The organism is Bacillus sp. z14 (2026), from assembly GCF_058313575.1.
Genome location: NZ_JBZFQK010000004.1, coordinates 157,809 through 179,195, shown reverse-complemented (window position 1 = coordinate 179,195; position 21,387 = coordinate 157,809). Strand labels below are relative to the sequence as shown.

20 protein-coding genes are annotated in these 21,387 nt (G+C 38.1%); 8 read left to right on the top strand and 12 right to left on the bottom strand.

Annotated features, from left to right (window positions below; translation table 11 throughout):
* Positions 1-19: 19 nt before the first annotated feature.
* The 3 genes from AC4G3O_RS14835 to AC4G3O_RS14825 form a co-directional block, all read right to left on the bottom strand.
* Positions 20-781, bottom strand: coding sequence for an SAM-dependent methyltransferase (locus AC4G3O_RS14835; protein WP_066108072.1), 762 nt, complete (start codon positions 779-781; stop codon positions 20-22).
* 220 nt (positions 782-1,001) lie between these two features.
* Positions 1,002-2,111: an NAD(P)/FAD-dependent oxidoreductase gene (locus AC4G3O_RS14830; RefSeq protein WP_066108075.1), complete on the bottom strand. Its 1,110-nt coding sequence runs from the start codon at positions 2,109-2,111 to the stop codon at positions 1,002-1,004.
* A 338-nt stretch (positions 2,112-2,449) separates the two neighbouring features.
* The gene (locus AC4G3O_RS14825; protein ID WP_066108078.1) at positions 2,450-3,556 is read right to left on the bottom strand and encodes an NADH-dependent flavin oxidoreductase; all 1,107 of its coding nucleotides are present in this window, start codon (positions 3,554-3,556) and stop codon (positions 2,450-2,452) included.
* 463 nt (positions 3,557-4,019) lie between these two features.
* Here AC4G3O_RS14825 and AC4G3O_RS14820 point away from each other — a divergent pair, with 463 nt between their 5' ends.
* The gene (locus tag AC4G3O_RS14820; protein WP_066108081.1) at positions 4,020-4,952 is read left to right on the top strand and encodes an aldo/keto reductase; all 933 of its coding nucleotides are present in this window, start codon (positions 4,020-4,022) and stop codon (positions 4,950-4,952) included.
* A 5-nt stretch (positions 4,953-4,957) separates the two neighbouring features.
* On the top strand, positions 4,958-5,470 hold the full coding sequence (locus AC4G3O_RS14815; RefSeq protein ID WP_077248170.1) for a GNAT family N-acetyltransferase: 513 nt from the start codon (positions 4,958-4,960) through the stop codon (positions 5,468-5,470).
* 54 nt (positions 5,471-5,524) lie between these two features.
* Here AC4G3O_RS14815 and AC4G3O_RS14810 read toward each other — a convergent pair whose 3' ends face one another.
* The 3 genes from AC4G3O_RS14810 to AC4G3O_RS14800 all read right to left on the bottom strand — a co-directional run bounded on the left by AC4G3O_RS14810 (position 5,525) and on the right by AC4G3O_RS14800 (position 9,640).
* On the bottom strand, positions 5,525-7,159 hold the full coding sequence (locus tag AC4G3O_RS14810; RefSeq protein ID WP_066108084.1) for a SulP family inorganic anion transporter: 1,635 nt from the start codon (positions 7,157-7,159) through the stop codon (positions 5,525-5,527).
* Between the two features lie 857 nt (positions 7,160-8,016).
* Entirely contained in the window at positions 8,017-9,144 is a 1,128-nt protein-coding gene (locus tag AC4G3O_RS14805; RefSeq protein ID WP_491136411.1) for a PQQ-dependent sugar dehydrogenase, read from the bottom strand.
* A gap of 61 nt (positions 9,145-9,205) precedes the next feature.
* Entirely contained in the window at positions 9,206-9,640 is a 435-nt protein-coding gene (locus AC4G3O_RS14800) for a helix-hairpin-helix domain-containing protein (protein ID WP_491136410.1), read from the bottom strand.
* Between the two features lie 153 nt (positions 9,641-9,793).
* Between AC4G3O_RS14800 and AC4G3O_RS14795 the strand changes: the two genes are divergently transcribed.
* Positions 9,794-10,384, top strand: a complete 591-nt coding sequence (locus tag AC4G3O_RS14795) for an undecaprenyl-diphosphatase (protein ID WP_490558791.1) — start codon at positions 9,794-9,796, stop codon at positions 10,382-10,384.
* A 243-nt stretch (positions 10,385-10,627) separates the two neighbouring features.
* Positions 10,628-11,185 carry an isochorismatase family protein gene (locus AC4G3O_RS14790; protein WP_491136409.1) on the top strand — a complete coding sequence of 186 codons (558 nt, stop codon included), beginning with the start codon at positions 10,628-10,630 and terminating at the stop codon, positions 11,183-11,185.
* A gap of 51 nt (positions 11,186-11,236) precedes the next feature.
* Here the strand turns inward: AC4G3O_RS14790 and AC4G3O_RS14785 are convergent, their stop codons facing one another.
* On the bottom strand, positions 11,237-12,166 hold the full coding sequence (locus AC4G3O_RS14785) for an EamA family transporter (RefSeq protein ID WP_066108095.1): 930 nt from the start codon (positions 12,164-12,166) through the stop codon (positions 11,237-11,239).
* Between the two features lie 161 nt (positions 12,167-12,327).
* Between AC4G3O_RS14785 and AC4G3O_RS14780 the strand changes: the two genes are divergently transcribed.
* Positions 12,328-12,810 (top strand): C40 family peptidase, encoded by a 483-nt coding sequence (locus AC4G3O_RS14780; RefSeq protein WP_491136427.1) that lies wholly within the window; start codon positions 12,328-12,330, stop codon positions 12,808-12,810.
* 130 nt (positions 12,811-12,940) lie between these two features.
* Here AC4G3O_RS14780 and AC4G3O_RS14775 read toward each other — a convergent pair whose 3' ends face one another.
* The 3 genes from AC4G3O_RS14775 to AC4G3O_RS14765 form a co-directional block, all read right to left on the bottom strand.
* Positions 12,941-13,684: a class I SAM-dependent methyltransferase gene (locus AC4G3O_RS14775; RefSeq protein ID WP_491136408.1), complete on the bottom strand. Its 744-nt coding sequence runs from the start codon at positions 13,682-13,684 to the stop codon at positions 12,941-12,943.
* Between the two features lie 190 nt (positions 13,685-13,874).
* Positions 13,875-14,909, bottom strand: coding sequence for a S66 family peptidase (locus AC4G3O_RS14770; RefSeq protein WP_139892698.1), 1,035 nt, complete (start codon positions 14,907-14,909; stop codon positions 13,875-13,877).
* A gap of 349 nt (positions 14,910-15,258) precedes the next feature.
* A complete protein-coding gene (locus tag AC4G3O_RS14765) occupies positions 15,259-16,134 on the bottom strand; it encodes a DUF1186 domain-containing protein (protein WP_066108100.1) in 876 nt (291 codons plus the stop codon).
* A gap of 147 nt (positions 16,135-16,281) precedes the next feature.
* On the opposite strand from AC4G3O_RS14765, the gene AC4G3O_RS14760 reads away from it, so the two are divergent.
* Positions 16,282-16,623 carry a DMT family transporter gene (locus tag AC4G3O_RS14760; protein WP_066108103.1) on the top strand — a complete coding sequence of 114 codons (342 nt, stop codon included), beginning with the start codon at positions 16,282-16,284 and terminating at the stop codon, positions 16,621-16,623.
* Between the two features lie 2 nt (positions 16,624-16,625).
* Positions 16,626-16,943, top strand: coding sequence for a DMT family transporter (locus AC4G3O_RS14755; RefSeq protein WP_066108107.1), 318 nt, complete (start codon positions 16,626-16,628; stop codon positions 16,941-16,943).
* A 69-nt stretch (positions 16,944-17,012) separates the two neighbouring features.
* On the opposite strand, the gene AC4G3O_RS14750 is transcribed toward AC4G3O_RS14755, so the two are convergent.
* Complete coding sequence (locus AC4G3O_RS14750; protein ID WP_066108110.1) at positions 17,013-17,906, bottom strand: TetR/AcrR family transcriptional regulator; 894 nt, start codon at positions 17,904-17,906, stop codon at positions 17,013-17,015.
* A gap of 187 nt (positions 17,907-18,093) precedes the next feature.
* Between AC4G3O_RS14750 and AC4G3O_RS14745 the strand changes: the two genes are divergently transcribed.
* Positions 18,094-19,605 carry a DHA2 family efflux MFS transporter permease subunit gene (locus tag AC4G3O_RS14745; protein WP_066108113.1) on the top strand — a complete coding sequence of 504 codons (1,512 nt, stop codon included), beginning with the start codon at positions 18,094-18,096 and terminating at the stop codon, positions 19,603-19,605.
* An 18-nt stretch (positions 19,606-19,623) separates the two neighbouring features.
* Here AC4G3O_RS14745 and AC4G3O_RS14740 read toward each other — a convergent pair whose 3' ends face one another.
* Entirely contained in the window at positions 19,624-21,162 is a 1,539-nt protein-coding gene (locus tag AC4G3O_RS14740) for an ABC transporter substrate-binding protein (protein ID WP_491136407.1), read from the bottom strand.
* Between the last annotated feature and the right edge of the window lie 225 nt (positions 21,163-21,387).

Here is a 21,387-nt window from a genome sequence, read left to right as displayed (position 1 = left end):
CCACACTCTTTTAAATCTATTATATTTTATAATATTTAAATATAGCTGTTAAAAAACCTTCCTCAGCAAATACACCATTCATTGAATCTGTTTGTCTCATGTTTCTTATTTCGATTTCCTTCAGATCCTTAAATATGTCTCTTAATTTTTGATCTGTAAACCCCAAACCTCCCTTTAGGCTCCAAAATCTATACACATCCCAATCGGTTATATCTGATCCGCCATACTTCCCATTTTCAAGAAAACACGTAATGCCGAACAAGCCATCTGTTTTTAGTGCTCTTTTAACTAAATTATTATAGGTACCCCTCCGATGAGGTGCTATATGATGAAAGCATCCTGAATCAAACACAATATCATAGCTTCCTTCATCAATAGCTAATTCAAATATATTTTTATGTATAAAGTTAATTGTTAATCCACTCTCTTTAGCCCGCTCTTTTCCCCATTTCAAACTTTCTTCAGATGAATCTACGGCATCAACATGACAACCTTTTTCAGCAAAAAAGACTGCATTTCTCCCGGGACCACATCCCAACTCCAATACTTTACTCCCTGGAACAAACAAGCCCTTATCGAAATACTCTACCAAGTTTTCATCAGGCTGATTAGAAAAAAAAGGTACATTCCGATCACGATTTAAATAAAATTGATCCCAATCAAACCTGGTTTTTTCTTTTAATAATTGGTCCATCATCTTCAGCAAATCTTCATGGCTATAAATAGTTTCCACTACTTTTTCCTGCCTCTCTAAATTTATCAACCAATCACATATTACCATTTTATAACAATCCAGCATATTAGACTACATTACTATTAGCAGTCATTTGGAATGATAAATACATTTGCACGTAAAAGCCAGGGAGTATAGCATCCTTTTAATGAACGTACAATTCGTCTATATAAAAATGCCAGCTTCAGAAAGTGATGGTTCACCTGGGAGTCGAATAATTTTCTATTTTGAGTATGACAAAGGGTCCATGATAAACATGGACCCTTTGTTAAGCAAGAGCACCTTCTGGATTATAGGCGGATATATCGATATCCGTTTCTTGCCCGACTATTAACTTTGAGAGCTGTGAAGCGATAAATGGACCCATCGTCAGACCTGATGCCCCTAGGCCATTTATGACATATAGATTAGAGTGATGCGGCATGCGGCCGAATACTGGAAGAAAGCCTGGCGTAAAAGGCCTGAAGCCAACCCTTGTTTCGACCAAACCCGCATTCGCAAGACCGGGAGCAAGCTTAGTTGCTTTAGTTAGTACTTCCAGTACACCGCCTGCCGTTACCCCGGTATTCATCTCTTCATCGTTTTCGTGCGTAGCACCAGCTATTATCCTTCCATCTGGAAAAGCAAGCAGGTATTGATCGTTAGGCGGAATAATTACCGGCCAATCATGTGTGTCAATATTGTGCAGCTGTAAATGACAAATCTGCGCTTTCTGAAAGCTGACTTGCATCTGATATCCTAAGGGTTCTAATAATTGACCTGCCCAAGCCCCAGCAGTAACTACGACCTGGTCAGGCATCCATTCTTCATTGCCAGCTGTCACAACGATTCGTTCTGCTTTCATAGAAAGCTGTGCTTCGGCTGATACGAATCGTGCATTGTATTTCCTAGCTGCCCTTTGCAAGGCATTTCGTAAAGCCCGTCCATCAACGCGCGCAGCACCGCTGATATGTACCGCTCCATATCCTTCAGTAAGCATAGGAAATAACCGTTTTGCTTCGTTTTCGTTAAGAAAGCTTATCTTGCCCATCTCCGGTGCATCCGTTTTTCGCATTTCAGCACGTTGAAGCATCGCATCCAGTTTTTTCGGATCCTCATGCAGACTCAATGCACCTACACGGGCATAACCTGTTTCAGTTTCTCCATCTTGACGAAGTTCTTCAATTATTTCTGGATAATAGCGAGCACCACCTTTGGCCAGCTGGTACCAATCTTTATTTCGACGCTGGGACAGCCATGGACAAACGATCCCCGCTGCAGCATCTGTCGCTTGTCCTTTATCAAAACGATCGATCACAGTTACCTGTAAGCCCGCCTTGGCAAGCTTATATGCGGTAACCGAACCTGCTATACCTGATCCAATTATTGTTATATGCATATATACCGAACATCCTTTTCTTCATTTAACTACAATATACCATAGCACAATCGGCCTTTTCTCAGTTTTATGAGTGAATGGGACGCAGTAAAAGTGACCTGAACATTCTCAAGACGGACCACATTGATGAGGATAGACTTACTTTGAATTTGAGAAGTGACAGGTTAGTTGCAGCTCACTCAATCAATAAAATAAATCATGAATTAGCAGAAAAAAAGCCTACAAAAAACCTCTCATATGAGAGGTTTTTAAAAGCAATCCTTCTATCTGTTTATACTCAAAATCTCTTTATGGCATAAGTACCAATGCTGAATTTTCCCTTTATTGGCTATCTCCTGCTATTCTTTTGTCGGAACCCAGCCTTTTGTCTGCAGGATGATGTTCCAAAGCGGATCCGGAAGGCCGTGATGATCTTCACGGGCAGGATCAATTAGGCGGATGATTTCGTCTTCGCGTCCTTCTTTGAGCTTTGTAACGAATTCCGGGTCGATTAACAATTCACGTCCCATGGCAATCAATGGTACTCCCGTATCTTTGGCTGCAGCCACGTCTTCGGCAGAGTACAAGGATCCAACACCGATAAGAGGCATTCTATTATTGATGCGTTCCTGGATCAAATCAATGCGTTTGGCGCTCGCATCCGCACCGCGGCGAGCTGTGGAATGGAAGTCCATTAAAGAAACATGCAGGTAATCTAATGGCTTTTCCACTAGAGCATCAATCAGCTCAAGTGTTTCTTTCATCGTTAATCCAGGAGTTTCCGGTTCCTCAGGAGAGAAACGATAACCAACTATAAAGTCTTTGGAGCCGTGTTTATCAACAGCACTTCTGACTGAGTCGATGACAGCCAAGGGGAAACGCAAGCGCTCGCCCCATTCATCTTCACGGCGATTGGAAAATGGAGAGTAGAATTGTTGGATAATATACCCATTTGCACCATGAATTTCGACGCCATCAAAACCAGCTTCGATAGCACGTCGAGTTGCTTCGCCGAAATCAGCAACGATTTGCTGTACTTCTGCAGTTTCCAGTGCACGTGGTGTAGCTGCACCTTCTTTTTCTACAGCGCTTGGAGCAACTACATCCCCATTGGGTACAAGATCTGCTCCTGATTCCCGTCCACCGTGGTGAAGTTGGATGATTGCTTTAGCTCCTTCGCCTTTTATTGTATCTGCTAACTTCTTCAGACCTGCTATATATGTATCGCGTACAATGGATGGCTGTCCTGGGAACGCCTTTCCGTTATCGGATACATTTGTTGCAGCAGTGATGACTAAGCCGATATCCTTGGAACGCTGCGCGATATATGGAAGCTCCTGATCGGAAATCGTACCATCAGGATTAGAAGAGTAATGTGTCATTGGAGCGAGTATGAATCGGTTTTTCAGCGTAACGCCATTTGGCAGTGTAAAGCTTTCAAAAAGAGAAGCGTATTTTTCATTCATGAACTATTCCTCCTTTGTATGACCTTTATTCTAGTGAGTTACAAAAAGGGTAGCAAACATAACGCTCATTCGTAAGCAGGTTATGATTTGTAACAAGTAAACATGGAAGAAGCTAATCATTGGTTTGCTGGGTTCAGCAGTTAATGATTTCGGATTATGAATTCGTCCAAATTTATTGCTTTTATATTGATTCAAATTCCCCCTCGAAAATTTAGTTACTTATTCGTAATAAATTTAATATCTTTTTCATCTAAATGATATTGATAATCGTTATCATTTGAATTATACTAATGGTAGAACACATCATAAAAGCCATAGAACATAAATCCCCCCCTCTTGCATAAAGGCCCTAAGATTATCTCTTAGGGCCTTTAGCTATTTATCTATTTCTAAACCCTATCATTTCCATATACTTCCTTACCTTTGCTATGATTGAATCATTACATGTTAAGGGGGTTTTTTTATGAATAACAAAATTCAGCTAGGTAAAACAGACTTACTTGTAAATCCGATAGGTCTTGGAACTAATGCAGTTGGAGGCCACAATATCTACCCAAATCTCGATGAGGAAACAGGACGGGAAATCGTACGGACTGCCATCGATTATGGCGTGAATTTTATTGATACTGCCTATATTTATGGCCCGGAACGGTCAGAAGAATTAATTGGAGAAATTGTTAAAGAAAAAGGCAATCGTGAAAACCTTGTTATAGCTACAAAGGGGGCTCATAAATTCATTGAAAATGATGTTGTAGTTGATAACTCCCCTGCATTCCTTATTAAAACTGTGGAAGAAAGTCTAATGCGTTTACGTACAGATTATATAGATGTCTTCTACATTCATTTCCCAGATCAGAATACACCAAAGGATGAAGCAGTCGGCGCCTTAAAGGAATTAAAAGATGCCGGGAAAATACGTGCAATCGGAGTATCCAATTTTTCGTTGGAGCAATTAAAAGAGGCCAATAAGGATGGATACGTTGATGTAATCCAATCTGAATACAATTTATTTAAAAGAGATGCTGAAAAAGAGCTTCTCCCCTATACCGCCCAACACAATATATCCTTTGTTCCGTACTTCCCGCTGGCTTCCGGTCTTTTAACTGGAAAATTCACAAAGCATTCTACTTTTAGTGACGGACGTTCTCGTAATCCATTATTTCAGGGAGAACTATTTGAGCAAAACCTAAAAAAAGTAGAACAACTACGCAAGATTTCGAAAGCTAAAGACGTTGAAATCGCTCATCTTGTCCTGGCATGGTACTTGGCGCAGGATTCAATTGATGTTGTTATCCCTGGCGCAAAACAGCCGGAACAAGTCGTTGATAATCTTAAAACATTGGAAGTTATGTTATCCCATGAAGAAATCCAACAGATCAGTTCAATCTTTGAATAAAAATTATGATGCAAATGGTAAAGTGGAATCGAACAGATGATTTGCTTAAGCCAATCGTTTCTCTGTATCAACAAATATGGAATAGTAATACCGATGGTACAGAACAATTCAACCGACACATGGACTATGAAGGTTTCAGAGGATATGTATGCTTGGATGAAGAGGAAATGCCTGTTGGATTTGCCTATGGTTATACTTCTCTATCAGGCCAATATTATCGCGAACTATTGACAAGCCATTTGAAATCCGACTTATCCAATGAATGGCTGGCAAATTGTTTTGAGTTCGTTGAATTATGTGTTCATCCATCCGTGCGCCAAAAAGGAGTCGGATCACTATTACATGATTCCCTAATGAAAGACATACCTTTTGATACAACTATATTAACAACCCAACAATCCAATCTGGCTGCACGGAATCTATATGTTAGAAAAGGATGGATTGTCATTGATGATTCCTTCTTCCCTAATGAAAAGACAAAAGAACGGTATCTAATATTAGGTAAAAAGCTATCTTAGCTTGCATCAAAAAAAGGAGAGTAGCCTACTCGGCACTCTCCTTCCATCTTTATATTAACCTTGTATTTGATTAATTTTTGCAAGCGCCTGGTCAGTACTCCAGAATATATTGTCTTCTCCAACAACATCCAGAATACCACCTCTTTCAAATCTGCTAAGAACTCTCCGCTGTACTCCGCTAAAGATGATTTTTACACCTTCTTGTTTCTTTAATTCACAGAATTCCACCATAGCTTGTACTCCTGAACCGTCAATGGAGGATACTCCACGCATAGAAAGGATCATAACTCCTTGATTAATGTCTTCAAGGCGCTCAGTCAAAGAGCTCACCGTTGCAAAGAATATAGGACCGGTGAGATAAACTACCCGAATATCTTCGTATGTCTGATTTGATTTTATCCCTTTTCCTTCCAATTTTTCGATATCAACTTTACTGACATTCATTTCTACGTCGGCACTGTTAATAACAAACAATATGGCTGAAAGGACAATTCCTGCAACAATGGCAACCGTTAAATCAAACACAACAGTAGCTAGCAATGTTAGCAAAAATTTAAAGATAGCGCCTTTGAATTTGTGAGAAAAGATATAATGAATACTTTCCCATTCATTCATCCGCCATGCCGTCACAATCAAAATACCTGCTAATGCAGACATCGGTATACTCGACATAATTGGGCTGAGGAGAAACATTGACAAAAGCAAACCAATCGCATGGAAAATCCCCGTCAATCTTGTTACCATACCAGCTTTAATCGCTACACTCGTACGGGCAATCGCAGCAGTAGCCGGAACACCGCCAAAAAATGGGATAATCATGTTCCCAATTCCCTGTGCAACTAGTTCCCGATCCCCATTCATTTTTTCTCCAACCATGCGACCGGCAGATGCTCCGCATAATAAACTTTCAATCATTCCTAATGCCGCAATACTGATTGCCGGCCATATCAAGGCTTCTATTTTAGCGAGGGATAAATCACTAAATACCAGTCGATTTTCCGGAAAAAATGTTTTCGGTATATCTCCCACGACCGCAACCGGTAATTTTAAAACGGTATTAATAATTAAAACAATCAGTAAGGCTGCTAAGGATGACGGGATTATGGCGTTCCATTTTTTCGGCCATACAATCATCGTGACAACTGTTATAATACCAATTAATAATGTAGCAAAATCAGGATTAAAACCATTCTCTATATAAGACATGATTTGGGCAATTGGATTCTCTCCGCTCGATTCGACTCCAAAAAAGTTATCTACTTGTCCCATCGCTATAATGATAGCAATTCCTGATGTAAACCCCGTTATAACTGGCATCGGTATGATAGAAACGACACGGCCAAATTTCAGTAGACCGGCAATCACCAGTAGGATACCCGCCAGCAAACAGGCAATAAATACTCCATCAAGTCCATACTGGGCAACAACAGCAATCAATATAGCAGACATCGCTCCCGTTGGTCCTGATATTTGATAGGACGCGCCTGATAGCATACTGATAATTAATCCTGCAAGAATCGCTGTAATTAATCCAGCAGCCGCATCCGCCCCACTGCTCACCCCGAACGCTAGAGATAAAGGAAGTGCAACAGCGGTTACTGTAATACCAGCCATAATATCTTTGCGTAGCTTTTCAGAATTATAGCCGGCAAATTCATTATGCAAATCGTGAATATATTGTTTAAGCATGCTGATTCTTCTCTCCATAATAATATGATAATAATCGCAACCTTATTATTATACTGACCTCAGATAATGAATTCTATTAACAATCAATTCCAAATTCACCTAGTATAAAAGAAAATGGTATATATCGAATATTAACGTATATTTATTCCCAAAAAATTTAGAGAATACTATATCGTAACTTCTATACAGCACTCCATTTAGGATATATAAATAAATCCAAAAGTTTACAAAATAACCTATAATTAAACTGTAAAATATTGTAGAAATAATTTTTAATCCCATTAGAAAGAGTGAGTTACTCTGTATAAAAAAGTCTTCAAATGGCAAATTGGCCATCGTTTCTTCTGGAGTTTATTATCAATTAGATTTATCTGGATATATTTAAACTTAGGTTCACTGTTCTATGTTAAAAGTGAATTTTCTTCATCGAACAAAGTGCTGAAACAGCTGGATTCTATGAATCAACATGTCCTCGTACTCTATCAGTCTTTAATTGACCAAGAGACCGGACAGCGTGGGATGCATCTCAACTCCCTCTTCATCTCTCCTTTTTATCTATTTTAATGCAAAAAACACTTCATTTTTAGAATGATTTCTTAAATATGAAGTGCTAATCGATTCTCGGATATCCCAAATACTGTTTAACATGCTAGTCCCCCTATCTAAAAAAGCCCAAACTAAAAAGCATTTCTATCCTCTTCTACTAAAAAGATAGAAATGCTTAAAAAACGTTCCCTAAAACTTAGGTTTACTACTTTTCACACCTCCCTATCTCCACGTAGGTGTTGTAGTGTTAAAAAAGAATGGTAGGTCTCCTGACTTAGGATCTTCACTTTTTCCATATTCGTATAGATTAGTCAAATACCCGTTTTAGGAATCAACCTGATGATGCGGTCATCCTTGTCTGATGGATTCCCCCTGCCATCCCTGTTATTCGTCATCATATATAAGGATCCATCCGGTGCTTCAATGATATTCCTGATGCGCCCATACTCATCTTTAAAAAGAGATTCAATCCTTTTCACCTGTTTGCCCAATTCATCAAGTTCTACCTTAAGCACCTGCATGCCACGCAGATTGGCAACCAACAATTGGTTTTTCCATTCACCCTTGGAGACAAATGTCATTCCTGAAGGAGCCCATGTTTCAGTTGCGCTTTGGGCTATCGGGGTTTCCATTCCCTCTTTTGATTCATCCCCCTGAATAATTGGCCATCCATAATTTTTCCCTGCCTCAATCAAATTGATTTCGTCATGTGCTGATTGACCATGTTCCGAACTGAATAGGTCTCCAGTAACAGGATGCCAGGCAAGTCCCTGCGGATTGCGATGCCCGTAGCTATAGACTGGCGATCCCTTAATTGGATTATCATCCGGTATGGAACCATCAGGATGGATTCTAAAGATTTTCCCGCCCATGCTTGTCCTATCCTGGGCTAAGTCAGGTTCATATCGATCTCCTGCTGTAATATAAAGCATCCCGTCTGGCCCAATCTTTATTCTCCCACCATTATGATTTGTATCTCCAACAATTCCATCAAGAATCACTTTATCAATCCTTGCTTGATTGTCATCTACTAAAAGACGAAGAACGCGATTTTTAATTTTCTCATTTTCTTCATAGGAGTGATACGTATACATAAAATGATTCGTTTGGAAATCAGGATCAAGTGCCAGTCCAAGTAATCCTCCCTCCCCTTCACTGATAAAAGGCGCTGGCAAAGACAGGAGAGGTTCTTCCCTTACTTTCCCATCACGGATTTCTCTTATTTGGCCAGGCCGTTCCGTAAAAAATATTCGTCCATCTTCGGCTATAACCATTTCCCATGGCACATTGAGACCCTCAGCAACTACTTCTATCTCATATGGCTGCTTTTCATCTGTCTCAGTCTGTATAACAACCGTGTCATTTTTCTCTTCCTTTGAACAACCAAGCAGAGCCATCATAATCAAAAAGGGGGGTAACAAGCGAAATATTTTTTTCATATTGGCCTCCTATTTATGGGCTTTTCGATGATTCTTCTAAAGAGGTCATACAAGGGGTTTACTACTTTTCAGGACGAGTAGAAGGATATCCCTGCGTATTTCGATAAGCCTTCCGCTCGTCCGTAAAATCAGACCACACTAACACACTATTCAATTCATTGGCATGATAAACAATACAGCGGAGCTGATCTTCCACACATGGATCGACGCGGCAGCCAACCAACTCTTCATAACGGTCGAATAATTCTGCAGGATTTTCATTTCTAACGTCGTTTACTGAATAGAATCCCAGAACTTGTACCATCATTTTAGATGCACCCAATCCGATTGAAGGAATTTGCTGAAAGTCTAATAGACCTTTTAACTCCTTAGCACGATCTGCAGAACAATTAAGTATGGTTATTAATTCTTCTGTTGTTTTCGTTGGTATTTGGTCTATTCGGACCTTGTATTTACGAAGATTACTCCGTTCCGTCCCCGATAAAGGCAGTTTCATTTTTAACCTCCTATTATTCTTAGTTTTGTTAAATTTTATCATAATCCTTTCATACAGCTAAACGATATGTCTAGAATACAAATACTATATAGAATCTCTTGAAATATTTAAGTAAATTATCCATAATAGAATAACTTGGGAGGAAATGAAAAAATGACTAATTCTGAAGCAAATATCACCTTATTTCGTGCAGTCAATGACATTGGTAAAGAGTATCCGGACATCAATCCACTTTTTATTTTTTTTGCTGAATATACAGTATACTGCTTAATGCTGGTTCTATTGTTTTACTGGCTAACTCGTAATACTAGAAATAAATTAATGGTTGTCAGTGCTGTTATTGCTTTTTTTATCGCCGAAGTAACGGGCAAGTTAATTGGTGTGATTTATTCACATCATCAGCCATTTGCCGTTTGGTCCGATGTAAACAAGTTAATTGAAAAAGAGGTTGGAAATTCTTTTCCGAGTGATCATACGATTGTATTCTTCTCAGTTTGTATAACCATTGCTCTCTTTCGTAAACGATTTTGGTATTTATGGACAGCACTTGCACTCCTTCTTTCTATTTCCCGAATCTATGTAGGAGTCCATTACCCCGTTGATATTTTAGTAGGTGCCCTTCTTGGAATAGGTGCGGCTTTGCTTGTTCACAAAATTATTCCTAAACAAAAATGGATTAGACAATCCATCGCTCTATACGAAAAGGGCGAAAGCTATCTGTTTAACCGAAATAAAAGTATTTAATCAACGTTCATTACAGCAATACAGCCGCCGACTAGATCGGTGGCTTTTTTATTTTTGCGTATCTTTTTAAAAGAAGCTATGTTAAGGTTTAATTGTCCGAAAATTTAATTTATTAATTTTTAGGCAGTATATTATCAAGGAGGTTAATTATATGAATATGAGACTATATCGCAACTTTAAAAAAACCAAGGGGAATACGGCTAAATAAAAGAGCGCTTCCCCAAATTAGAAAGGGGAAAATCAGTGAATCAACTATTATTAATTATTGATGCACAACAGGAACTAATAGATGGGAATCAAAACATGAGGGCTGTTTTTAAAAAAGAACAGCTTATTCAAAATATTAATTTAGTAATTAAAAAGGCAAAAGAGGCAAATGCCTCGATAGTATGTGTAAGGGATCTTGATGTAGCCGGAGGTAAAGGGAAAGGATTTCAAGTTCATGATGAAATTCATCTACCTGTGGAAACAAAATTCTTTGACAAAGCAACAACGAATTCCTTTCACGGAACTGGACTATTAAATTATTTAAAATCTAATGAAATTAATCATATTGTTATAATGGGCTGCGAAACACAGCATTGTATTGATAGTGCAGTCAGAACCGCTACTATTAATGGCTTCGATGTCACTTTAGTTGGTGATGGACATTCCACAATCGGCAATGACATTTTAAGCCCGGAACAAATCATAAACCATCATAATAAAACACTTCATGGCCATTACAATATAGAACATTTTTCTATTGTAAGAAACGCGGAAGATCATTTATTTCATCCCAGCCATGATTCGTACCGATAAACAGCAACAGGATCCCAATTCTTAAACAAATTGGGATCCTGTTTGTTTTACTCAATGATTATCACTGGATTTCTTCCCTGCCGGTTTATCAAACAGGGCTAAAATGAAGACGGTACTGATAATACAGATTGTACCAAGCCACTCGGCTATTCCAAACGTAACATGCAGCCAAAGTATGGATACAACCGCTGCAGCAACTGGTTCCACAGATGCCAGCACACTTACCTCTGTAGCTCGAATATATTTCATACTTTCCAAATAGCATATAAACGGAACAATCGTACCAAATATAATCACAAAAATAACAGCAAGTATTGCATAAAAGCTCCAATCTCCCTGAAACTCCCATGGAGGATTATAAAATGAAAAGCAAATTCCTCCTATTAGCATTGCCCAGCCTAAAACGAGAGTTGAACCCCATTTAGGAAGCAGCTTACGCGGAAGCAAAGTATAAAATGCCAGAGCGAATGCCGAACCAATTCCCCACATCAAAGCACTAACCGAAATGGATAAACTATGCATATTTCCTTTAGTTGCAATCAAAAATGTCCCTAATATGGCCAAACCTACAACAAGGATTTCTTTATTTGTAGGCAACCTTTTTGAAATTAAGGCAAAATAACAGGTAATGATAACGGGTGTTAAGTACTGTAAAACGGTGGCTGTAGCCGCATTGGAATAATTGATAGCCATAAAAAATGTGTATTGCACAGCCAATAAACCTAAAATGCTGAACAATAAAAGACTTATTGCGTCTTTCCTGTCCTTCCAAATAGCACCTATCCTACTCTTTACTTTTAAAGAGGCTAGAATCAAGAGAACCACCCCAGATACAAGCAAGCGAATACCCACAACCCATTCCGGGGTAAATCCGGCATAATGAAATAAATACTGCGCTACTGTTCCGCATACTCCCCATAATATACCGGCAGTTAATACCAGTAAAATTCCTTTAACTCTTGTATTTTTCAATAAAATCATGCTGTTCCCTCATATATTTCATAGTTTACAGTGCTATTATACTTTTATTTTCACAAAAAAGGGGAGGTTAAGCAGGAAGGTAAGAAAGTAATATTTGAATCATAAAATGCTCTGCTCAATAATAAGATATCCTTGTGTCAAAAAAATCTTTGAAAGCAGGGATGTTAACGTTAGCTTTACATGCAAGAAAATCCTCTATTCTGTTTGCCGTCGTAACAGCCGTTCTTCTACTCTTTTCAACTTTCTTCAGCCCAATGCATGCTGATGCAGCACAGTCTAAAAGTCAAAAGGCGGTTGCTTATTCAAAAAAAATAACGAACAGTCCATATAAATGGGGCGGAACAACACCAAAAGGGTTCGATGCCTCCGGTTTCACACAGTATGTATTCTCAAAAAGCGTTGCAAAAAAATTACCACGTACCAGTGCCGATCAATATAAAACAGGTACTTCCGTTGCCAAAAACAAATTAAAAGCCGGGGATCTAGTATTTTATAAAACGGACGGGAAAAAGGTATCATTTGTTGCCATTTATATCGGCAATAATAAATTCATTGGCGCTACATCAAAAGGAGTTAAAACACAAGATATGAATCTCGATTATTGGAAGAAACGTTATGTAGGAGCAAAACGAGTAGTTAATTAAAGAATTGGATTAGCGAAGTAAAAACTCTTTTTCTTTAGAGAAAAAGAGTTTTTACTTTTGATCAACCTCTATACACTTATAGACTGAACCACTCAGTACAATTTCACCCACATCAGCCAGGTGTTCTGTTTCATACGTTTTTATTTTTTATACACGAAAATGCCAGCACAACTGGAATTCTAAGCCTTCTTTTATATTCTTTCTCATCGGTAAAGTTATCACGCACAGGTGTACCTTCTCGCAAATCAACCACTGAAAATCCAGAACTGATAAGCGCTCTAAAATACTGTTCGACTGTTCGATGATATTTCACCACGATTTGTTCAATCCAAGGTTCTTTTCTTTCCCCCTCCAGGAAATAGTCATCCACAATCCAATTTTCACGTCTATCACCTTTTTTTTTACTAGTAAAAGATGCGGTCGTAAGAGGATGCTGAACACTGAAAACAAACTTACCTTCCTCTTTTAAAGACAAATCGATGTTTTGAAACAAAGCATCAATATCAGCTACATAATGGATTGCAAATCTGGAAGTTACAATGTCAAACTTTTCTTCTCCGTATGTATATGATTCCATCGTATGAAGATGCACGCTTCCATTCACTTGTGATAGGTTCCTCTTAGCTGCTTCCACCATTTGTTCAGAGCCTTCTATTCCACTGTAGGACGCTGCACCGCGTTCTACTAAATCTTTGCCGAAGGAAGCGTCACCGCAGCCCAAATCTAGTATATCTTTATTTTGAAAATCTTGTATTAGCTCATACATGATTGGAGTTTCAATAGCATTATTGGGACTATCTTTCCTACTTCTTCTTTTCATATAATCCGAAAAAAAATCTTCCTGATCATAAACACTAGGTCCCCTATATTCCATACATTTCCCCCTATGAAGTTCTTAACCTACCCTCTAATGGCATATTTATCTGCTTTCAATGAAGAGCTATGGAATATTAAAAGGAAGGCTACTCAACCTCCCCCTTCTTAGAAGATTGACCTCTAAAACTCCTATTTCAGCTTTAGTTACCTTCATAGTCCCTGCTTCGGGAGTGTGTAAACCTCGAACCTTAATTCACACCCGCTTCAAGTATGCTAAATGTTTTTCTTTCACAATCCAATTCAGCCATAGCCCCGAGAGGAATAATACTCATTGGAGCCGTATGTCCAAAACTCATATTATATAGAATCGGCAAATCCGTTAACTTTAGCTCATCCCGTACCACACTAAGGATTGCTTCCTTATACTCATCGTAATAACAATCATCATATGGCTTGGAAAATAATAAACCCTTAGCATTTTGCAGAATTCCCTGCGCCGCGTAATTTCGCAGCCATCCAAGAAACAGATCCGGACTCACTTTCACTTCTGATGTCTCAAAAAATATCAGTTTATCCTTCCATTCATCAATTGCAGGCCACACTACAGTCCCTTTAAGCATTTCCAGCACATCCATGCATCCTCCTAATAATTTCCCCTTATGTATTCCCTCTCCCTGTAATAACTCATAACCGCTATGCGGTGATGTTTTTCTTTTACGTGTCCAGTTTTGCTTTTCCCAAGGGATAAATTCACTTGTCCATTCAGATGGCGGTCCAACTTCGCCAATAGGTTCACCAGAAAATAAAACCCGTTTCACCCAATGATTCGTATAATCAAAAGCCTCTACATTCTCTGCAAATTCAGCCAGAATCGAAGGACCATAATAACTCATTACCCCTGCCTTATAACAAATAAAATGCGTGACGGTAGAGTCAGAATAGCCAAGGAAAATCTTTGGATTATTTTTGATTACCTCATAATCAATGTATGGCAGCATTCGAATGCTGTCATCTCCGCCAATACAAGAGAATATCCCCTTAATCGATGGATTTTGAAAGGCATCCATCAAATCGCGTGCCCGTTCTTCTGGATGATTATATACATACTCTGATCCCTTTAATGTATGAGGCAGCTCAATAACTTCTAAACCAAACTCCTCCAACCGTTTTTTCCCTATCTGATAACGCCAGCGAATATCTGGATCTCCTGCCCCACCCCAAGAAAAACTGGCAGTAGCTATCCTGTCACCGCTACTTAGTCGATCTGACTTCTTCAAATCCATCTCATCCACCACTTTCTCTAACATTTCTTTAGCTTAGTTGAATTATATTATAAAAAATCCCAAATATATAAATAATTGTTTATTTATTATATTTCTAATAGTAACCTTCCATTTTCCTATAAGCTTAAATGTAGGAATAAAGTGTGACGAACGTATTGAAACTCTGAAAAATTACAATAATTGTACAATATTAACTCTCAAAGACCTGAAACAGCATTATAGTAAATAGCTCCTTTAATCTTCCATCAAAATCGTAGAGTAAGTTCCCTTTTAACGCATACAAAATACCCCCATATGTACACAAACCCAACTTGTACATACGGGGGCTAAAACCCATAAAGTGTATAAATCAAGATTTTCCACAGCATTTCTTATACTTTTTCCCGCTTCCGCATGGGCATGAATCATTTCTGCCCACTTTTATGCTTCTGGAAGCCTGTGAATTTCCGGGTTGATAATGACCAGCCCACCAAGTGAACTCTTCATGAACATTTGTAATGGGCCGGCAATCATCTGCATATAACGGATCATAGTTCCTAAATTGCTCCTCCACATCATCGAGCGACATATCAAGGGCATTCACTTTCTTTTGGGCAAAAACCTCTGCGATATCATCATATAAATCTCGGAAATTTAATACCATACATGAATCAATTAGAATGGTATACATATAACCTGATTCATCTACCAAATCCCCCTGCAGTAGATCATGATAGTAATATTCAACCATTTCCCTTGATATACGTTTTTGCAGGACAAGGGATGTAATTGCTTGAATTCCAGTAGCACGAATACACTCATCCAAAGATTGATCATCAATTAAATCAAATAATGCATCCAAATCCGGCATGGAAGGGATATTTCCATCCATAACTATTTCACCGGGATATGTATCAGCAAGTATACGGCCAGCCGTTGTAACCAGGTAATCATCATATAATTCCAATGCATTATCATCCGGTAATTTTAATGTTTGTAAAAATGGATAAAATGCTTCTCTGATGTTTAACTGTCCCAACAAAACAGCTGCATAAATATGGTCAATTCGATCGGGTTCACTAAGAAACAATTCTGGTTCCTTGCGAACCAAATCTAATATACTCAATAGTTCAGGAATAGCATCCTCACGAATCAATAGAAGATCAAGTTCCTCTTTCGGATAGGTGTCGTCTATATAGCGAATTTTTTTTACTAATTCCTTGGTCGAAATAGTTGGATCATCCATCTTATTTCACCCCCGTACCTTTCTTATATAATTAGTTTATCAAACTCTTTCTCGATTCTTCTACTCGCAAACCAATTTTATAATTGCTAAAATGAACAACAGTACAAACAATCTGCTATATTGTTATATCACTAGGGAGTTGTTTTGATGAACAGACATTGGTTAAAGGTTATTATAGGGGCCTTCTTTGAAATCATCTGGGTAAGCGGTCTTAAAAATGCAGACAGTATATGGATGTGGCTGATTACACTTGCTGCAATCTGTATCAGCTTTTATATGATGATTGATGCAAGCCGCTACCTGCCGGTTGGGACGGTATACGCTGTCTTTGTCGGATTGGGAACAGCTGGAACGGTTATTGCGGAGATTCTCTTCTTTGATGAACCGTTAAAAATAGAGAAAATAGCATTAATTCTTCTCTTATTAATAGGTGTGATTGGTTTAAAAATAGTGACTGATGAAGACACCTCCAAAAAGGAGGCTAACTAATAATGGCCTGGTTTGCACTGGTTATCGCTGGATTTTTAGAAATATTTGGGGTCGGCATGATTAATAGATTGAATAAAAATAGGGATCTCTTATCTCTGCTTCTTTTGATTGTCGGTTTTTCGGGGAGCTTTTTCTGTCTATCATTCGCAATGAAGACACTTCCCATGGGTACTGCCTATGCTGTATGGACTGGTATTGGTGCCAGTGGAGGAGCATTAATTGGCATGCTTTTATTTGGAGAAGCGAAAAGCTTAAAACGAATTATTTTCATATTACTCATTTTAATCTCTGCCATTGGTCTTAAATTTGTATCAAAATAGCCCATAACAAAATGACTCGCCCAAAAAGAGCCATGCTATGGCAAACTACTTGCTAACATGGCTCTTCTATTACTTATTCAACCATTCCATGATGATTTCTCTAAACCTTCCATAGCAGGAAGTACCCCTCAAGATAGAATCATGATTTAATGAAGCAATCATATTTTTAACTAAGTAATGTCGCGGCTCTTTATTATGCAATAGTTCATCTTGCAGGAATTCGATTATTTGTAGCTTTTCCGCACGAAACTCAGCATCAACAACCTCTTGTTCAAGGTAAGTCTTTAGTTGGTTAACAGATTGGATTAAATCGTAGCAAAAATCCCTGTTTCCTTTTGGACCCCCCGGAATAAACATAGTTAACACTTCCGGTTCTATTAAAACAACATCATTCTTACTTACATCATCAACAATCACCTTTATGCGATCTAAATAATAACGAATTGCTTTTTTCGCATCAAGATCTCCTTTTGCAATACTATAAAAATGCATGTGGTGTTGGACCATGGCGGATAGAATAATTGCACAATCTAACAAATACGGTTTCTTCTCCACCCCAAAAATATCGACAAGGCGGTTGTGAATCCAATTTAAATATAACCATCTCGTTTGTTTCAAATAATCTTTTAGTTCAATATCATTAGATACCATTACATCTTCAATAAGGGCAAATAATTGATTATGCGAATGTGATTTCCTTTGTACATAAAGTTGCTCTATAAAGATGTCTATATTACTGAGATCCCTCCCAATAATTAATTCATCTCGCTGTTGGTGATACTCTTCAAGGAAGGAATCGTATACAGCTTTGAAAAGTTCACTTTTAGAAGGAAAATAATTATAAAATGTTCCTCTGGAGATCCCGCTATCTTCAATAATTTCTTGAATAGACGTATTTCTATATCCCTTTCCAATGAAAAGTTTCTTTGCATGGCTGATAACTTGTTTTTTTCTTACGTTCATAACAACTCAATCCATTCCTATGACTTCAGTTATTTGAGTGTATATTAGCTTATTTTTAGGGTAAATACAAATTTATATATTCTAAATTATTTTAATTGCTAAACGAAAAGAAAGAGAGTAATATAATCAACATGAATTATGAGTCTAATAATTAAACATATAGTATAAATCAAAAGGAGAGAAGTACATGACAGCAACAGAAAGACAACAAATGCGTCCCAATTATGGGATTATAGCCATTCTTTTAGCCGGTGCATTTGTATCTATATTGAATTCAACATTATTGAATGTTGCCCTTCCGTCCATGATGGCGGATTTTAAAGTTGAGCCAACAACGATTCAGTGGCTCGCAACAGGTTATATGCTGATAAACGGAATTATCATTCCATCAACAGCGTTTTTAATTCAGAAGTTCTCGGTTAGACACTTATTTATAACCGCGATGATTCTATTTACAATCGGAACAATCTTTTCCGGATTTGCACCGAGCTTCGCATTATTATTGGTTGGAAGAATGATTCAAGCAGCAGGCTCTGCCATTATGATGCCCCTCTTAATGAATGTTCTTTTAACGAGCTTCCCAATTGAAAAACGTGGTGGTGCGATGGGGATTTTAGGGCTTGTTATGATTTTTGCCCCTGCAATTGGTCCTACATTATCAGGGTGGATTATTGAACATTATGAATGGAGATATCTGTTCTATATGATCATCCCGTTTGCCGTTATTGTTTTACTACTATCGATTTTTAAATTAAAAGATAAGAAAGAAAAAAGTAACGCTTCATTGGATGTATTATCCGTTATTTTTTCAAGTGTCGGATTCGGAGGGTTATTATATGGATTCAGCTCGGCGGGTAGTAAAGGCTGGGATGATGTTGAAGTATTCGGTACACTGATTGCAGGTGTAATTGGCTTGATTTTGTTGATTGTTCGCCAATTTCAACTGGAAAAGCCGATGCTCGATTTCCGTGTCTATAAATATCCAATGTTCTCCTTATCTTCAGCTATATCGATTGTTTTGAATATGGCGATGTTTTCAGCCATGATTTTAATGCCAATTTACCTGCAAAATATACGTGGTATATCCCCATTAGATTCTGGTTTATTAATGCTTCCAGGTGCAATCATTATGGGAATTATGTCACCAATTACAGGTAAATTATTTGATAAATTTGGCGGTCGGATTCTTGCCATAATCGGTTTAACCATCACAGTCGCTACAACTTATTTCTTCAGTCAATTAACAACTGAAACTACTTATGGAACATTAATTGTGATGTACTCTGTTCGTATGTTCGGTATGTCAATGGTCATGATGCCGATTATGACCAACGGGATGAATTCATTGCCTGCCCGATTAAATCCACATGGTACAGCTATGAACAGTACACTTAATCAAGTATCCGGTGCAATTGGTTCCGCCTTACTTGTTTCCGTTATGACATCACGTACGAAAATACATGCGGAAGAATTGGCAGAAAAAGCAATGAGTAAGCTTACCGGTCAACCAAGTCCAGAAGAAATAGCTCAATTGGAGGCACAAATCTATACTCAAGCAACAGTAGATGGGATTAACGATGCATTCTTTATAGCGACATTTATTGCTGTATTGGCTCTTATCCTTGCCTTCTTTGTTAAACGACCAAAGAGAGCAGACGAACAAATCAACTTACAAAAAACACAAGACCTCTCCCAGTAACAGGAGAGGTTTTTCTTATTATTCCCAAGTCCATTCTTCTATATTGTTTAACAAAGATAGAGGCTGTTCATTTGATTGAAATGCCAGCTCCCCTAAATTTAATCCTTTCTTTGTATAGTATAAATGATCTGGATGGACCAACCATATCCATGGTAAATCCTTCGCGGTCTGCCTCAGAATTGATTGCCATATTTTAAAATCACCGCTAGCGAGCACTCCCTCAACCAACTGATTCACTTCAGCAGATATATGTAAATTCACCTTAGAATTATCTTTATGGAACCTATGATACAAATCAATCGGACTATGATTACCCACACGCATAATTAACGGATTATTAAACTTATTTGAATTGATTTCCTTCTCATTCTGACCAACCACTTCTACTGAGATTCCAATTTCAGCTAATTGTTGCATAAGTAATGTCCCCATGGACTGCGCTATGGGGTCAGACTCCAAAAATAAAAGCTTAAACTTCGCTTCTATTCCCTGTTTTTCCAATACACCATCCTCATCATTATCAATCCATCCCGCAATTTGCAAAATTTCTTTAGCTTTGTCGATATTATTATATTCAACCTCTGTATCTTTGTGGCCCCATGGAAGCCGCTCAGCATCATGATAGGCTGCTTCTCCATATCCATATAGAACTTCATTTATGAGGTAATCACGATTAACTGTTAAATTAATTGCCTGGCGGATGGGCCATTCACTCGTTACCTCGTTTCCAGTTTCTTTGGCAGAGACATCCGATTTCGTTGGGGCAGCAGTAAAGGAGATTCCATACTGATCACTACCTTTAAAAGCATTGATATCCATTCCATCTATTACGCCGACATTTGCAAATGCGGGAGATGTTTGAGCGACATCTACCAGATCCTTTTGCGCCGCTGCATAGGCTTCTTCCTCATTCATGAAAAGAATGATAATCCTTTTAAAGATAGGCTTTTTCCCATAATATTGCTCATTTCTGACAAAAACCGCCTGCTCTCCTGCATTCCAATCCTCCAGAATATAAGGACCTGAACCAATAGGATTCAATGTGAATAATTCATCATAATGATTCTCAGGGACTATTCCAAGCTGAGCAGCTGTATAACTAAAGGTTGACAAGGGTTTCTCCAATCGGAAATGGATAGTGTATTCATCTATGACCTTGACTTCTTTTAACAAAGATAAATCCTGCCATCCATTGTACTTAGCAGTATTAAAGGTAAAAGCTACATCACTCGCTTTCACTTGTTCCCCATTCGAAAAATATGCATCATCCCTAATTTTAAATTCCCAGGTCATTTTATCTTCACTGACCTGATATTCATCAGCTAAATCATATGTAATTCCCATATCCTTATCAAAGGATAATAAAGTACTTTGAATTAAAGGAGAACCGTTTGCCTGTGTATACAGAAAAGGGTCGAATCCTTTAATCACATTCGGAGACAATGCCACAGTTAATTCTTCCTTATTGGCTTCGGCTGTTCCCACCCCTGCTCCCATATTAAAATATCCGCTGGTCAAAATTATGGTGATGATAATTCTTTTTACGATTATCTTCATCTTTATCCCCCGTTAAATAACGGCATTACTTAAATAGATACCAAGTAGCCACAATACTAATAAGTATTATGTACATACACCTCTAGTTAATTCTATTTATCAAAAAGATACAGGTTTTGAAACCATTCCTTTTATTTCCCCCTTAAAATCCAATCAGCATAACTAATGAAACATACCTGATGATCTAACTAATATGAATAGTCTAAAAAGTGCCAGGTATGTTTT